A 15,831-nucleotide genomic window follows, 5' to 3' on the forward strand; every position below is an offset into this window, starting at 1 on the left:
CCGGCTCGTCCGCACTGGCGATGATCGCTTCGGGGCTGTCGTCGAGAACGTCGTCGACGGCGGCTCCGTCGTCGCCCTTGAGTTGGCCGAAGATCGAGGCGGCGGTCCGATCCTCGATGCGACGCGGTTCAGCGGGAGCATCGTCGGTAGTTCCGGCGGTACTACTGCTATCGGAGCCGCTCGTCTCGGAATCGATCTCAGTATCGGTTTCAGCGTCGCTCCCGGCCGCGGTAGCGGAACTCTGTTCACCCGCCGGCTCGTCGGCCGTGTCGTCCGCGAGTTCACCGAAGAGATNTCCCTCGCGCCATCAGAGATGTGTATAAGAGACAGATATTATACCAGCTAATTAATTTTTGCAATTTTTCCTGTCACGAGCCCTGAGAGACGCCCCGTATTAGCGTGTCGGCCGATTCCGGGTTGCAGAGCGGGCAAATGTGACCGAACGAAAACCGGCCGTCGAATTTTCAACAAAACCGTCGGAACCGGACCGCTCATCGGCGCGAACGCGCCGCTGGTGCGGGGTTGCTTCACCGTGCGAAAACGACGCAAACACTATTAGTCGCCACGGTGAACGTCAGCAGATACCATGACCGGTATCGAGTACGACGACTTTCTGGACCGTACGTACGACCCTGCCGCGACTGAACTCGTCTGTACCTTCAGGATCGAACCGGCGGAAGAGATGACGATCGAGGCCGCAGCGAGTCGGGTTGCCTCCGAGTCGTCGAACGGTACCTGGGCGACGTTGCACGTCGACGAGTCGGAACTGACCCACCTCGGCGCGGTCGCCTGCGAAATCGATGAGAGCGAGAACGAGATTACCGTCGCCTATCCCGCCGACCTGTTCGAAGCGGGGAGCATGCCCCAGATTCTCTCGTGCATCGCCGGCAATATCATGGGCATGAAAGCCGTCGAGTCCATCCGACTCGAGGACTGCGAGTGGCCCGAATCGATCGTCTCCGGTTTCCCCGGCCCGCAGTTCGGGACCGGCGTCGCGCGCGAAAAACTCGACGCCGGCGACCGGCCCATTTTGGCAACGGTTCCGAAACCCAAGGTCGGGCTTTCGACGGCCGCCCACGCCCGCGTCGGCGAGGAGGCCTGGCGCGGCGGCGTCGACTTGCTGAAAGACGACGAGAACCTCACGGATCAGGACTTCAATCCCTTCGAGGACCGACTCGCGGAGAGCCTCGCCGCCCGCGACCGCGTCGAGGAGGACGTCGGCGAACGAAAGGACTACCTGGTGAACGTCACCGGCGAGACGACCGAGATGCTAGAGCGCGTCGACCTCGTGGCCGAACACGGCGGCGGCTTCGTCATGGTCGACGTGATAACCTGCGGCTGGGCGGCCGTCCAGTCCGTCCGCGAGCGCTGTGCAGACCACGGGCTGGCGATCCACGCCCACCGCGCCATGCACGCCGCCTTCGACCGGCTGGACCACCACGGCGTCTCGATGCGCGTGCTCGCCCAGATCGCACGCCTCTGTGGCGTCGACCACATCCACACCGGCACCGCCGGCCTCGGCAAACTCGCAAACGAGGATACGCCGGGGATCAACGACTGGCTCCACGGCGACTGTCAGGGGCTCAAGCCCGTCCTCCCCGTCGCCTCCGGCGGGCTCCACCCGGGCGTCGTCGACCGACTCATCGACGCGCTCGGCACCGACATCTGCATCCAGGCCGGCGGCGGCATCCACGGCCACCCCGACGGCACCCACGCCGGCGCGAAAGCGCTCCGCCAGTCCGTCGACGCCAGTCTCGACGGCGTGCCACTCGACGAATACGCCCAGGAGCACGCCGAACTCGCGACCGCACTCGACAAATGGGGTGCCGAGACGCCGCGATAGCCCGCCACCGCCACTTTCGTCCACTCGATCGAGTTCGAGTTCAGCGCATCGGGAGACGCGAGACAGAACCGTGAGAGTAAAACCACGTCGCGGACTCCCTTCAGGCGAATGGAAGACTGCGACCGCGGGTTCGACCTCGAGGACCGACTCGGCACCCTCGAGGAGCGCAAGCAGAAACGAACGCTGTCGCCCGTCGATCGGGTCGCCGAGCGCGGGTACTTCGCGGACACTGCAAACGGTGACCTCCCGGTTCTCGACTCCGAGGAGGCGCTCGTGTTCTCTTCGAACAACTATCTCGGCCTGACCGACGACCAGCGCGTCCAGGATGCGGCACGCCAGGCCGCCGCAACCGTCGGCACGGGTTCCGGCGCAAGCCGGGTCGTCACCGGCGATACGATGGTCCATCACGACTTAGAGCGACTGCTCGCCGAGACGAAAGGGACCGAACGCGCGCTGACGTTCTCCTCCGGATACGCCGCAAACGTCGGCACGATCGCCGCACTCGACCCGGACGTGATTTTCTCCGACGAGTTCAACCACGCGAGTCTCATCGACGGCTGTCGGCTCGCAGGCTGCGAGACGGCCGTCTACGATCACTGTGATCCGGCGAGTCTGCGCGCCGAACTCGAGGACCGGGCCGACCGCGCGGCTGACGACGAATCCTGGTTGATCGTCACCGACTCCGTCTTCAGTGCCGACGGGACTGTGGCCCCTCTTTCGACCATCTGTGAACTCGCCGAAGAGTTCGGTGCGTGGGTGATGGTCGATGAGGCGCACGCGACAGGACTCTACGTGGACGGTGGCGGCGTCGTTCAGGCGGAGGGACTCGAAGACCGGGTGCACATCCAGATGGGGACGCTCTCGAAGGCGCTCGCCAGTCAGGGCGGCTACGTCGCCGGCAGCAACGCGCTGATCGAGTGCCTGCTCAACGATGCGCGATCGTTCGCGTTCTCGACGGGACTCGCGCCGCCGGCGGCCGCAGCAGCGAGTGAGGCATTGCACCTCGCACGCTACAGCGATGCGCGCGAACAGCTCTGGGAGAACGTCGCCCACCTCCGGGACGGGCTGGAGACGATGGGCTTTTCGATTCCGGGTGAGTCACAGATCTTGCCCGTCATCGTCGGCGATCAGCGGGATGCCCTCACGCTCGCGGATGGGCTTCGCGCCCGCGGGATCGTCGTCCCGGCGATCCGACCGCCGTCGGTACCCGAGGGAACGAGTCGCCTCCGCGTCGCGCCGATTGCAACCCACAACCGCGAGGACGTCGTTTCGTGTCTCGAGGCGTTCCGAACGGTCGGCACGGAGTTAGGCCTCCTGTGATCGCACGCTTCCGGCGGGTCCGGACGCGGACGTGCTGAATGTCGCTCGTTTCTCACAATTCACCCGCTCGTCGCTGTCACCGTCGGTAGTGTCGTGGAACCGGTCGGCGGTTCCATCCGCAAAAGCGCAGGAGTCGCGTTACAGGAAATCGTTCAGTCCGGACTGATCGTCGCTGGATTCGGTTGGGTCGGCTTCGGTGGCTGCGGCTTCGTGTTCGTCGCCATCGTCTCCGCTTGACGTCTCGGTCGTGCCTGCAAGCGTTTCCTGTTCGTTCGAGCCGCCAGTATCGGCGTCGGCGTCCGGCTCGTCGTCACCATCGCGTTCGCCATCAGCTGTAGATTCGGCGTCGTCCGCCGCTGTTTCCTCGGCATCGAAGAACGCTGAACCAGAGTGTTCGACCGTCTCCTCGGCGATCATCTCCTCGGCGTCCTCGACGATCGACTGGACCTTGTTCGTATCCTTGCCGCTCCCCGTGACGAACGACACCTCCTTCTCGTCGAGTTCATATGTCGCCGCCATGCGAACGGTAAGCTCGCGGTTCTTGCAGTGGTGGGTCATCGCCGAGAGGAAGGGCATGACCTCGCGGCGAGCCGTGGCGACGCTCGTGCCCTCGCGTTCGGCGATCCGTTCGGCGATCGAATCGCGCGTGTTCCGCGAGCCCTTCGTCCGGCCGAGTTTCGACCAGTAACTCGGCGGCCCGTAACGGGTCCACCCGCCCTTGTCCTCGCGGCGGGAGGCCGCGACGCCCGCGGTCATGTTATCCGAGGCGTAGCGCCAGAACGAGTAGTTCTGCGTCGATCGAACCCGCCCCAGCCAGCGGTCGGCGTTCGCGAGGAACTCGTAGGCGTCCGCGAGTTCAGCGCCGTGGTAGTCCTTCGGGACGTTGTCTTCGATCCAGTTTAGCATCTCGTCGGGGTTCTCGTCGACGTCGTAGGACGCCTTGAGCGCGCCTTCGGCGTCTTCCTCCTTGATGAGTGCGTCGAGAAAGTCGAAGATCCCTTCCGTCGTGTCGCGCTCGCTCGTCACCACGTCATCGACGGTGAGTCGGTCGGCGTCCTCGGCGACCGCCTGCAGGTCGTTGACCGCCGAGCGCAAGTCGCCGCTGGTCGCCTCGGCGATCTTCTTGAGGGCGTCCTCATCGAACTCGATATCCTCGCGCCGACAGATATCCCGGAGGACGGGCACGATCGAGCGCTTCGACACGTCGCGGAACTCGATCGTCTCGCAGGCGTTGCGCAGCGACTGGCTCATGTCGTAGAACTCGTTGGCCACGAGGACGATCGGCTGGTTCGCGCTCTTGACGACGCGGGTGACCTCGCGCGAGCCGCCGTAGTCGGCGTTGCCGTGGAAGTTGTCGGCCTCGTCGAGGATCACCAGCCGCCGTCCCGACTCGCCGCCGGTGAGCGTCCCGCTCTTTGCGGCCTCGCCGGCGATGCGTTCGATCACGTCGGCCCCGCGGCTGTCGCTGGCGTTGAGTTCCATCACCGGCCAGCCCATGTCGGTGGCCAGCGCGTGGGCCGCCGAGGTTTTCCCGACGCCGGGGCTCCCGTGGACGATCACTGTGTCCCGGTGGTCGTCCCAGGTCGTGGCCCACTCCTCGAGTTTGTCTCGGGCCTTGTTGTTCCCGCGCACCTCCGACAACGTCGTCGGACGGTACTTCTCGGTCCAATCCATATACTGTCTATCAGTGCGTATCGAGTTTAGTGGTTGCGGAGCGTTGGTCCGAAGGTGCTGGACCAGCCATCGTAGTCACTGTCGTTTTAAGACGGGTCCCGGGTCCCGAAAGAACAACGGGGACGTTTGACTCACTGCGTCGAGTTCTCGACCGCGGGAAGCGTAAATGAGAACGTCGATCCCGCACCGGGTTCGGACTCAACCCAGATTTCTCCACCGTGATTATTAGCGATCTTTTGGCATAGCGAGAGTCCGACTCCTGTCCCCGAGTACTCGTCGTCGTGGTGGAGCCGCTTGAAAACGTCAAATATTTTGTCCGCTCCGTCCGGATCAATTCCGATTCCGTTATCGGTAACCGAGAATTTCCAGCGATTAGACCGCTGATCGGCCGATATTTCGACGCGCGGCCGATCACTTTCGTTGTACTTGGTAGCGTTCGAAACGAGATTACGGAACAGGTGTTCGAGTTGCTCCTGGTCGCCCCTTACCGTCGGAAGTGACTCGCTGATGATCTCCGCCTCCTTCTCCTCGATCTGTATCTGGAGATCGTCGATGGCGTGGTCGAGGACTGCGTCACAGTCAACCGAATCGAATTCATCACCGGTGTGTTCAACTCGTGAGAACGCGAGCAGATCATCGACCATCTTCCGCATTCGGTCAGCTCCGTTGACCGCGAAATCGATGAATTCCCGTGCGTCCTCGTCGAGATCCGCCTTATACCGGTTCTCCAGTAGCTGTAGATACGTTGAAACCATCCGGAGCGGCTCCTGTAGGTCGTGCGAGGCGGCATAGGCGAACTGCTTCAGCCGGTCGTTGGACTGTTCCAGTTGGTCGATCGTTTCCTTGAGGTCGGCCTCGTGCTGTTGGCGTTCGAGTTCGTAGCTCACGCACTGGCCGAGGATATCGAGAAACACCTGCTCCGCCTCGGTGAACTCTTCTCGGGGTCCCATATCGGTGAAACAGACGGTGCCATAGTTCTCACCGCGGATGAACACCTGCGTCCCGGCGTAACACTTGAGGTTGAATTCGGTGTAGAGCGCGTCGCCGTCCCATCCTGCTTCCCCGGCATCGCCGACACTAATCGAGTTGCCAGTGTTGACGACGCGACGGCAGTAGTTGTCCGTCAACGGCGGGGTGAGCGTCCCTTCGTCAAGTTCGGGGTGCGAACCGTGCATATGCTCGATCTCGAACGCCCGCTCGCGTTTGTGAGTGAGCATCCCGATCGGTAGATTCAGCCGCTTGCAGCCGACTTCTAGTAATTGATCGATCTTTTCGTCAGGATCGAGATCGGGATTTGCGGTGATTTCGTAGAGTTTCCGCTGGGAATCGTTGTTTTCGCGCTGCTCGATTTCGTAGCTGACCCACTGCCCCATCAGCTCGATAAACGAGCGTTCGGTCTCCGAAAACGGTCGATCCCGTGGTTCGGTACTTCCAAACCAGAGCGTGCCGTACGGTGCGGCTCCGGTCGACACGTTCGTCCCGAGGTAACTCGTTAGTCCGAACTCTTGGTATATCGTGTCCTCAGCCCAGCGGGTGTCGCGCACGTCGACCGTTCCGACCGGGCTATCCTCGACCATGGTCTGACGACAGTAACAGCCGTTGTCCGGGTCGGTCCATAGCTCCGCATCGGAATCAACGCCGAGTCCGATACCCTTCTCGAGTCGGAATTTGCCGTCCCACGAGGGCAAGTGATTCAATCCGGCAATCTCGAGGCCGAACCGGTCGCACCCGAGTTCGAGTAACCGCTCGAGTTTCTCCTCGAAGTCGAGGGCGGGATCGGACGTGATCTCGTAGCACTCGTGGAGGAACCGTTCGCGTTGTTGGCGTTCGAGTTCGTACTTGACCCACTGCCCCAGCAACCGCTGGAACGTGCGCTCGTTAGCCGAGAAGTCCTCGTCGCGCGGCTTCTCGGATACGAAGAAGAACGTTCGGTTGTCATCGCCCTCGACCTCGATGTAGGTGCCGAAATACGTCTTGATGCCGAACTCATCGTGAACGTAGGTATCGTCGTACCCGGCCTCGACGGGATCAGACACGCTCCCGACCCCGTCGGTGTCGGTCGCCGCGGTGCAGTACGTTTCCGACAGCGGGAGTTCGAGACCTGCCTCGAAGTACTCGTGATCGTCACTCACGAATTCGACCTCGAACTGATCGGCGTCGGGATCGACCTTGGCCATCGCCCCGAGTTCGAGGTCGAACTGCTCGCACCCGAGGTCGAACAATGCCTGTAATTTCTCCTCGAATGAGAGCGTGGGGTCGGACGAGACCTCGTAAAGATTTTGCAGAAATCGTTCGCGGCGGTGGAGTTGGGCCTTCGCCGTGGTCCGGTCCCGAAGCGTCCGGAGCATGCGCTCGTTTTCACGGGCCGGTGCATCGGCACCGAAGAACTCCTCCGGCGGCGTGTAGTAGATGTTGTGGCATGCAGCGCCGTCGTAGATGAGATGCGGATGCGTCTGGACGACGTTTCGGATGACCTCCGGTTCGAACAGGTCGCGGTTGTACTGACAGATCGCAAGCGAATCCGTGTGTTCGAAGAGATCGTTGATCTTTTGCTCGTACTCTATGAACCGCTCGACCGACGTATCGTCGTCATCGAGCCACGTCATCTCGGCGACAATCCGGAGCGCCTCGTAGTCCTCAGTAGCCTCGGTGACCATCTCGCCGTAGAAGTCGATCATCTCGTCGGGATCGAACGATCCGTTTCGGAGATAGGTCTCCTGTACGGTGTGAAACGTCAACGCGCCCGTGGCGAGCGCGGCATCAACGTCAAGTCCGGCGTCGCACATCGCTTCTCGCACCTCGGCTTCGGTACTCTCCTCGATGATATACATGACGCGCTCGCCACACTCGAGCCCATGTCGAATAAACGGGATAGCGGCCTCAAACTTCTCTTCGCGTGTCTCGTATATGTGTGCGAAGTGATCGTTGCAGGTGTGCTCGTCGAGCGGTTCAACCGGGCCACGAAACGCAGGACTGGACTGAAATGCCTCCAGACCGTTTTCGAGGCCCAGTACTTCCGGTTGGTCGTAGTGTCGGACGGTTTGATTCATTAGGCCGGGGTACTCGATTCGGACGGTTAAAATCCGGCATTACTGAGATCGAGGTAACATATCGCGATGCCGGTGGTCGGTAGATTCAACGCTGCTGACGGAACATCTCTGCGAGTAAATAGTCGGTATTTCGAACGCGCGTGATCGCCCCGAATCACGGTTGCTTCTCGATCCAGTCGCTCGTTATCTGCTATCGGAACGAGTCGCGTTTAGTGGTTGCCGAGCGACATGCCGCAGATTCCCGTTTCGCCAACTGAAGGCGATTCGGACGTGGACCGGTTTCGACGAAACACAATACACTTGGTAAAATTTACCTGATTGATACGTATGCCTCTAGTGGCTACTGCCGGTGGTTGGATCCTCCTTGCACTCCTGGTCGCACTCGCTGCACACGTCGCTGCCGCTATCGGCTACCTGTACGGTCTCCTCGCTCGCCGGCTCTCGGGTTCACCCGTCTTTCGAGATCTCTTCATTTCGCGTGCCGCAGTAACCGCATACAACGATGCCGCACTGACGGCCCTACTCGTCGCCCGCCGTGAGCAGAAACGCTACTACACCCGATTACTCGTACGGCTGTCGTTCATCGGCCCGGTCGAACTCGTCCTCCTCGGACTCTTCTTCGATGGCTTCTCACTTCCACTCGCGGCGACACTCGCGATCGCGCTCGCACTGCTCGAGTTCAGCGCCCTCCGACGCCTGCAACACTACACCGACGACCGCGCTGCCGAGACGGTCGGCGCAGCCGAACTCGCGAATGCGTTCGAGCGCGTCGCTGTGGAAGGCGGCGTTACGGTTAAAGAAACTCCGAGTCGGAACTGGTTCTCGTCGAGCCCGTCGTTGAGTGCACGGATCGAACGACTTCGCGCCGAGGCCGGGACGACCGCCGATGGTGCCGGTGCTACCGGCGGTGGGACCGCCAGCGCGGGTGACCGCTCGCCGACCCGCGGACGCTAACTGATTCGAGCACGAACGGCAGCTATGAACGTCGCACTCCTTACCGTCGGCGACGAACTCCTCGCCGGCGAGACGACCAACACCAACGCCTCGTGGCTCGCCGCCCGACTCACCGAACGCGGCGCGACCGTCCGTCGCATCCTGACGGTCCCCGACGACCGCGAGTTCATCGCGGCGACCGTCGCTCGCTGGCAGGACGATCCCGAGATCGATGCGATCATCGCCACCGGCGGGATCGGCGGCACCCCCGACGACGTGACGGTTCCCGCCGTCGCGGACGCGCTCGACCGCGAGTTCGTCGTCTTCGAGGGGATGTACGACCGATTGCGCGAGAAGGCGACCGCATTCCGCGAGGAAAACCCCGACCTCGTCGCGGAGTACGATCTCGAACTCGATCTGGAGGCCGCCGCCTCCCTGCCGGAAGGCGCGACGCCGATCGTCGTGGACGAGGGGTGGGCCCCCGGCTGCGTCGTCGAGAACGTCTACGTCTTCGCGGGGATTCCCGAGGAGATGCACGCGATGTTCGAGTCGGTTGCCGCGGAGTTCAGCGGCGAGACGGTCTCGCAGACGATTTTCACGCCTGCACCGGAGGGGGCGCTACACGAGGTCCTCGAGGCGGTTACCGACGAGTTCAGCGTGAGCGTGGGAAGTTATCCTCGGGGCCCGGATCGGCCGGGGCGGATTCGCGTCTCCGGGTCCGATCCGGAGGCGGTCGAGCGGGCGATTTCGTGGCTCGAAGCGCGCGTCGAGACGGTCGAGCCCCCGTCGTCGTGATCGAGTTCAGCAGCCGTCCGTCACCGGTACAAGGAGAGATAGAGCATCCCGAAGCCGACGATGAAGGGGACGGTTTCGACGATGTAGAAGGCGGTTGCCGCCGTGGGAAGCTGGGACGTGATGGTCGTGAGACCGACGCCCATACTGAGGAAGGCAAAGCCGATAAACGCCGATTCGAGCCGTTTTGACTGGTTCTTCGTATACGATTGAAAGCTGATGAGCGTGAGACCGAGCGCCAGGGCGAACACGATCAACTGCATCAGCATCAGAACGGCCTCGGCGAGTTCAGCGAGCATCATATCCACGTCGAGTCACCCGGTGCGTGACGGAGAGGGTGTCGGTGATACTGCCGTGAGCGGGGGCGTTGATGAGTCTTGTGGGCGCGCGATCCGGATCGACAATCGGCGGAATCGACACCGGAGCGATCGACATCTCGGAGACGAGAGACGTCGTCAACGAGTGGTGCGGTCGATGAGAGGGTGGGAGACGTGACAGCCATCACGATCGCCACTACTTCGCACCCAGTTCGTCCCAAAGGCGGCTAAACCGGTCAGGAAGGTTCTCCTCGCGGAAGATGCGAACGTCGTACTCGTCGTCTTCCAGTGAGATGACGGTGCTGTTGAAGTTGCACGTATACTCCTTGTAGTGATTGCCGTCGTCGGCGACGAGCGTTCGGTCGTTGATCAACTCGTTTTCCTTGAGGAGGTCGAGACGCCGGTAGATCGTCGGCCGCGAGAGGTCGAGTCGCTCTGCGAGTTCTTTCGCAGATCCTGGCTCACGACTGATCGAGGCGAGGACGGTGCGTGCGTGCTCGTCCCCGATAGTATCGAGGATTTCTTCGATAGAGGACTCGTGTTCCATGTCTAACGCGTAGTGTGATTCAGAGAAAAAGGTTTTCCGGGTTGTCTGAATATCTCTCTCCGTTATATTTTTATTGGCCGACAACAAACAGCTTGTATCGGCACGGTTCAACGTCGTATCATAGATATATCATCTATACTTGCCGCTATTCTCAGATCCTGAAAATACCTATATATACCCCTTCTCCGCGCAAGAAGTCCCTGACCGGAATATATCACCTCTAGGTGAGAGTGGCGAGTATGGCAACGACTGATGGGGTGTCAAATGGGATGACCGAACCCTGCGAAGTTTGTGATGTTGACACGTTACACGAAGTATCCGTACAACTCGTTACTGAAGGTGGAAAGGGGGACAATGCGCGCTACTCGCGAGAACCGTACCGCGTTCGCGAGTGCCAGCGCTGCGGGAACCGTGAGAGCAAGCGGATGAACAACGCCTGATACTGCCGGACAAAAGTCAGTGAACACTCGATCGCGCCTCACGGACCGTCGCTCATGGCGACGACCGTTCGAGTGCGATCGACGTGTGAATAGTTTTGTCCGGCAGTACGAACGGACTGGGAGCGGCCGTATCGAATTTTGCAGGCTGAAGTCGGGACGCTCACTTTTCGAGCTGATCTCCCTGACGTGATCGGTCCGGTAGCTACTTGAGCCAACCGTCCGACCCATGAGATGACTATGGGCGGACGCGGGCCGAAACGTGAACTCGCAGAGAAGATTGCCGGCGAAATCACCCTGAGTGACGACCCCGGTGCGACGCTTCGCAAGTGGCGAACCGACTTCGACACCTCCCAGACGGACCTCGCCGCCGAACTCGACGTCTCTTCGTCGGTCATCTCCGACTACGAGAGCGGCCGGCGGGAGAGCCCCGGGATCGGCGTTGTCGGTCGGCTCGTCGACGGGCTGCTCGCAATCGACGAACGCCGCGGCGGCAACCGGATCCGCCAGTACGGACGCGTTCTCTCGGCCGGATTCGACAGCGATGTCGTCCTCGATCTTCGCGAGTATCCGAGTTCGATTCGCCTCTCGGAGGTGTACGACAACGTCGGCGCGACGGAGGTCGTCGACGGAAACACGGATCGAATCAACGGTCACACCGTTATCGATAGCATCGAAGCGATCACCCGCCTCTCGAGCGAGGAGTTCTTCCGCCTCTACGGACAGAGCACGAACCGCGTGCTGGTGTTTACGAGCGTGACGCGCGGGGAGGCGACGGCGGTCGCGCTTCGCGTCCTCAATCCGACGCCGAACGCGGTGATCCTGCACGGCATCGACGAAGCGGATCTCTGGCCGCACGCGGCCGATCTGGCACGGATCGACGGCTACTCGCTCGCCGTGACGTCGACACCGCTCGAGGAATTACTCGATGAACTCGCGAGTCTCGAGTGAAAGGGTCGAGCAGATGGAGTGGACGGAACGACTAACGCTCGCGCTGACAGCCGGCTACCTCGTGTCGCTGGCGGCCGTCTTCGTCATCAATGAGCCGGTTCTCTGGGTCCTCTGGGCGGCCGGAGCGGTCGGTATCGTCGGTGTCGTGTTACTCGTGGTCAATCGATCGAAAGCCGTCCCAGTCACGAGTGAGGGCGACGAGAGGGTCTCTGCGGCAGAGACCGGGACTGGAACTGAAAAGCCGGCAGCTACCGAGGACGGAGCGGGAACGAACGCGGACGCCGAACGAGACTGAGTACCGCGTACTGTCGGTGCGAAGCGATCCTCGATCAGGCGACCTGCTCTTCGTACTCGTCGGCCGAGAGCAACTCGTCGAGTTCGTCGGCGTCGGCGGCGTCGACTTCGAGCATCCAGCCGTCGCCGAACGGGTCGTCGTTGACGAGTTCGGGAGCGTCAAACAGGGCGTCGTTGACGGCGACGACTTCGCCGCTGACCGGCGCGTAGAGATCGGAGACGGCTTTGATGGATTCGATGACGCCGAACTCGGTTTCCCGTTGGATGTCCTCGCCTTCGTCGGGGAGTTCGACGAAGACGACGTCGCCGAGTTCGTCCTGTGCGAAGTCGCTGATGCCGATGCGGATTCGGCTGTTGTCGTCGGTTTCGAGTGCCCATTCGTGGGAGTCCTGGTATCGTCGGTCGTCGGGGATTTCGAAGCTCATTGGTGTGTCTTGGAATCTGCGTCTGTCGTCGTGTATCTGTGCGCTTCGTGCCGCCGGTCGTCTCTCCGCCTTTGGACGGTCCTCGGACGATGCCGGGAGACGAGTACGCGTCTGTGCCGCTACGTATCCGTATACACACAGCCGTACTTATACCGTATCGATAAACGGCGTCGGTTCGACGCGCGCTTTTTTCGATCGGCCGCGAACGACCACCTGAAGGGTCGTACCGGGCTCTGCGTACTCGCTGGGGACGTAGCCGAGTCCGATCGGCCGGTCCAGCGTCGGGCTCATGGTGCCGCTCGTGACGGTCCCGATGACGCGGTCGTCGGTGTTCGTGATGTCGTAGCCGTGGCGCGGAACCCCGCGGTCGATCAGTTGGAAGCCGACGAGTTCTTCCTCGGAGCCGTCTTCGCGCGCCCGCTCGAGCGCGTCGCGGCCGACGAATTCGGTGTCGAGCGCGACGGTAAAGCCGATGCCGGCCTCGTAGGGGGTTCGGGGGTTCGACTCGTGGTCGAAGTCCTGGCCCGAGAGCAGGAGTCCGGCCTCGATCCGAAGGGTGTCTCGTGCGCCGAGACCGCAGGGCTGGCACTCGAACTGCGACCAGATCCGTTCGGCGTCTTCCCACGGAGCGATCAGTTCGAACCCGTCTTCGCCGGTGTAGCCGGTTCGAGCGGTCCAGCACTCGACGCCGTCGATCGTCGCCGTCATCGCCTGGAACCGGTTCAGATCGGTGACGGACTCGTCGGCGACGGCTGCGACGAGTTCGGTTGCGTCCGGTCCCTGGACGGCGAACATGGCGTACTCGTCGGTGCGGTTGTCGACGGTCGCCTCGAGGTCGAACTCGTTGCGGTAGTTGATCCACCGTTCGTGGGTTTCCTCGTCGGTCCCGGCGTTCGGGACGAAGAGGTAGGTCGGTTCGTCGTCCTCGTCCGGCAGCCGGTAGATCACCGTGTCGTCGACGATGATGCCGTCCTCGTCGGTGAGGACGGCGTACTGGGAGTCACCGACGCCGAGACGGGTCACGTCGTTCGAGGTGAGCCGCTGCATCAGCGTCGTCGCGTCCGGCCCGGTGACGTGAATCTGGCCCATGTGGGAGACGTCGAAGATGCCGACGGCGTCTCGGACGGCTTCGTGTTCGGCCTGGATCGAGTCGAACTCGACCGGCATGTCCCAGCCGCCAAACTCCGTAAACTTGGCCCCCCGTTCGTCGTGGATTCCACGCAATGGCGGCGTCTGAAGCGGCATACTCGGGAGGACACGGCCGGGGTAGTAAGGTCTTTTGTGATTTCGATAGTCCATCGGCGGACGTCGATCGATAAAAGAAGCTGCCAGGTGAGTGTCGGCGGTGCTGGCGACGCCGAGTGCGCCGTGCCGGGACGACTGCTGGATGTGGACAGCTGGTACCGAACCCGGACCAGCGCACGGTTGTCGGGTGAGTGAACTCGGACTCGGGGTCCGGGTTACTTGCCGAGTTCTTCGATGGTCAGCGTGTAGGAACCGCTGCCGCTGTACTGGTTGACGAGGATACCGAGTTCCTCGTTGCCGGAGAGGTCGACCGAGATTTCTTCGTCCGAGCCCCAGTTGTACGAGCGGCGGTCGTAGTCGGATGTCGTCGGCGTGCGACCGTCGAGGGTCAGGTAGAGGTCGAAGTCGGCACTCGATGGGCCGCTAAGTGAGACGGTTGCGCTACACGGGTCCGCCGTATCGAGGGTGTAGGAGTAGGCGTCACTCGGGTTACTACTGCTGATGTTGCCCTCTGCGGTTTCGGTATTCGTCTCGTCACCGCAAGTCCCATCGCCTGGATCGCCGCCACCGCCACCGTCGCCGGGATCGGTCGTAACGGCCTGTCCGGCGTCGACACGACCGTGACCCTGTTCCTCCGAGGAGAGACCGACGTCGACGGCGGTGTTTTGCAGGTGACTGCGCAGTTCCGCGTTCGAGAGATTCGGGTGAGCGGAGAGCGTGAGCCCGGCGACGCCGGCGACGACTGGTGACGCCATCGACGTGCCGGAGAAGGTGTCGTAGTTGTCCCACGGAATCGAGGAGAGGACGTTCCCGCCGGGTGCGGCGAGTTCGATCTCCGGGCCGAGGTTCGAGAACGCGGAAAGGGTCTCGCCCTCGTCGAGCGAGGAGACGGCCATGACCGTGTCGTAGGCCGCGGGATAGGAGACGCTGTTGCCGTAGCCGTTGCCGGCGGCAGCGACGAGCAGCGAGCCCTGGTTGTAGGCGTACTCACAGGCGTTCGAGAGCGTCTGACTGAAGCCGCCGCCACCGAGGGACATGTTGATCACGTCGGCTCCCTGGTCGGCGGACCACTGGATTGCGTCGGCAATGTCCGTGAGCGACCCGCCACCACCATCGCCGAGTGCGCGGGCCGACAGGAGCGAACAGTTGCTGATTCCGGCGTGGCCGGTTGCATTGTTCGTTCCGCCGGCGGCGATTCCACCGACGTGAGTGCCGTGGTTTTCGCTGGCACTGACCGGGTACGGATCGCCGTCGTTATCGACGAAGTCGTCGCCGTAGTTCGAAACGCTCCCGTCCATGTTCCCTTCGAGATCCTCGTGGTCGTACTGGATCCCCTGGTCGACGACCGAGATCGTCACGCCGGGATCGCCGTAGGTGACGTCCCAGGCGGCCTCACAGTTGACTTGCTGTGGAGCGTACTGCTGGCCGTACTGTGGATCGTTCGGCGTCGCGATGGCCTCGTAGGTCGCGTTGTCCTCTGCGTATTCGACATCGTCCGCTTCGAGGACGTTTCGCTTGAAATTCTCCCGCGCCTGCGTAGAGGCCCTGCTTGGGAACTCGACGGCGACGTATCCGAGCGTCTCGTTCGTGTGAACGATCGTCGCCTTACTCGGCAGTTTCGAGTCGATCGTCGCCTTACTGGCCGAGACGGAGTCCGATACCCCGACGACAATCTCGTCCTTTTTCGGACCCGGACTCCGTCCGGGTGTTGCGCTGGTAACTCCACCAAGTCCCAGGAATGCCCCCAGTGCGCTGGTTGCTTTCAATACCGATCGCCGCCCGATATTTCTTTTGGTATCACGAGACATGATACGACATGAGAAATACTGACATTATATTAAAGTGTTATGAAACAAGTTAGAATTTATTACTGTACCTGTGGGGATATAGAGCACTTCTATCGTCAAATATCATTAGTCAATAACCAATGATAATTGTCTTTTCGGATATCCCGTCGAGTTATCGATAAACAGCACTATAGTTTCCGCTTCAACGGGTCGCTT

The 15,831-nt window shown here is 61.8% G+C and carries 14 protein-coding genes; 7 read left to right on the forward strand and 7 right to left on the reverse strand.

The features are described from left to right. The first annotated feature begins 586 nt into the window (after positions 1–586). Together rbcL and C481_RS08895 are read left to right on the forward strand one after the other, a co-directional pair. Complete coding sequence (gene rbcL, locus C481_RS08890) at positions 587–1,843, forward strand: type III ribulose-bisphosphate carboxylase (RefSeq protein WP_006108853.1); 1,257 nt, start codon at positions 587–589, stop codon at positions 1,841–1,843. 108 nt (positions 1,844–1,951) lie between these two features. After that, positions 1,952–3,163 carry an aminotransferase class I/II-fold pyridoxal phosphate-dependent enzyme gene (locus C481_RS08895; protein ID WP_006108854.1) on the forward strand — a complete coding sequence of 404 codons (1,212 nt, stop codon included), beginning with the start codon at positions 1,952–1,954 and terminating at the stop codon, positions 3,161–3,163. Positions 3,164–3,301: 138 nt separating this feature from the next. Here the strand turns inward: C481_RS08895 and C481_RS08900 are convergent, their stop codons facing one another. After that, on the reverse strand, positions 3,302–4,837 hold the full coding sequence (locus C481_RS08900) for a replication factor C large subunit (protein ID WP_006108855.1): 1,536 nt from the start codon (positions 4,835–4,837) through the stop codon (positions 3,302–3,304). A 131-nt stretch (positions 4,838–4,968) separates the two neighbouring features. Next, the gene (locus C481_RS08905; RefSeq protein WP_006108856.1) at positions 4,969–7,887 is read right to left on the reverse strand and encodes an MEDS domain-containing protein; all 2,919 of its coding nucleotides are present in this window, start codon (positions 7,885–7,887) and stop codon (positions 4,969–4,971) included. Between the two features lie 327 nt (positions 7,888–8,214). On the opposite strand from C481_RS08905, the gene C481_RS08910 reads away from it, so the two are divergent. Both C481_RS08910 and C481_RS08915 read left to right on the forward strand, forming a co-directional pair. Further along, positions 8,215–8,841 carry a peptidase gene (locus C481_RS08910; protein WP_193787837.1) on the forward strand — a complete coding sequence of 209 codons (627 nt, stop codon included), beginning with the start codon at positions 8,215–8,217 and terminating at the stop codon, positions 8,839–8,841. Positions 8,842–8,865: 24 nt separating this feature from the next. Continuing rightward, positions 8,866–9,615 carry a competence/damage-inducible protein A gene (locus C481_RS08915; RefSeq protein WP_006108858.1) on the forward strand — a complete coding sequence of 250 codons (750 nt, stop codon included), beginning with the start codon at positions 8,866–8,868 and terminating at the stop codon, positions 9,613–9,615. A gap of 20 nt (positions 9,616–9,635) precedes the next feature. Here C481_RS08915 and C481_RS08920 read toward each other — a convergent pair whose 3' ends face one another. Together C481_RS08920 and C481_RS08925 are read right to left on the reverse strand one after the other, a co-directional pair. Continuing rightward, positions 9,636–9,911 (reverse strand): DUF7521 family protein, encoded by a 276-nt coding sequence (locus C481_RS08920; protein ID WP_049904549.1) that lies wholly within the window; start codon positions 9,909–9,911, stop codon positions 9,636–9,638. A 214-nt stretch (positions 9,912–10,125) separates the two neighbouring features. Continuing rightward, positions 10,126–10,476 (reverse strand): ArsR/SmtB family transcription factor, encoded by a 351-nt coding sequence (locus C481_RS08925; protein ID WP_006108860.1) that lies wholly within the window; start codon positions 10,474–10,476, stop codon positions 10,126–10,128. Between the two features lie 239 nt (positions 10,477–10,715). Between C481_RS08925 and C481_RS21170 the strand changes: the two genes are divergently transcribed. The 3 genes from C481_RS21170 (at position 10,716) to C481_RS08935 (ending at position 12,159) form a co-directional block, all read left to right on the forward strand. Further along, positions 10,716–10,916, forward strand: coding sequence for a DUF7835 family putative zinc beta-ribbon protein (locus C481_RS21170; RefSeq protein WP_083860906.1), 201 nt, complete (start codon positions 10,716–10,718; stop codon positions 10,914–10,916). Between the two features lie 237 nt (positions 10,917–11,153). Next, positions 11,154–11,864 (forward strand): helix-turn-helix domain-containing protein, encoded by a 711-nt coding sequence (locus tag C481_RS08930; RefSeq protein WP_006108861.1) that lies wholly within the window; start codon positions 11,154–11,156, stop codon positions 11,862–11,864. 13 nt (positions 11,865–11,877) lie between these two features. Then, positions 11,878–12,159, forward strand: coding sequence for a hypothetical protein (locus tag C481_RS08935; protein WP_006108862.1), 282 nt, complete (start codon positions 11,878–11,880; stop codon positions 12,157–12,159). Between the two features lie 34 nt (positions 12,160–12,193). Here C481_RS08935 and gcvH read toward each other — a convergent pair whose 3' ends face one another. The 3 genes from gcvH to C481_RS08950 form a co-directional block, all read right to left on the reverse strand. Further along, the gene (gene gcvH, locus C481_RS08940; protein ID WP_006108863.1) at positions 12,194–12,583 is read right to left on the reverse strand and encodes a glycine cleavage system protein GcvH; all 390 of its coding nucleotides are present in this window, start codon (positions 12,581–12,583) and stop codon (positions 12,194–12,196) included. Positions 12,584–12,730: 147 nt separating this feature from the next. Then, positions 12,731–13,828, reverse strand: coding sequence for a glycine cleavage system aminomethyltransferase GcvT (gene gcvT, locus C481_RS08945; protein WP_006108864.1), 1,098 nt, complete (start codon positions 13,826–13,828; stop codon positions 12,731–12,733). 215 nt (positions 13,829–14,043) lie between these two features. Continuing rightward, positions 14,044–15,636 carry a S8 family peptidase gene (locus C481_RS08950; protein WP_049904543.1) on the reverse strand — a complete coding sequence of 531 codons (1,593 nt, stop codon included), beginning with the start codon at positions 15,634–15,636 and terminating at the stop codon, positions 14,044–14,046. Positions 15,637–15,831: the final 195 nt, after the last annotated feature.

This window comes from Natrialba asiatica DSM 12278 (assembly GCF_000337555.1).
GTDB classification, from domain to species: Archaea; Halobacteriota; Halobacteria; order Halobacteriales; family Natrialbaceae; genus Natrialba; species Natrialba asiatica.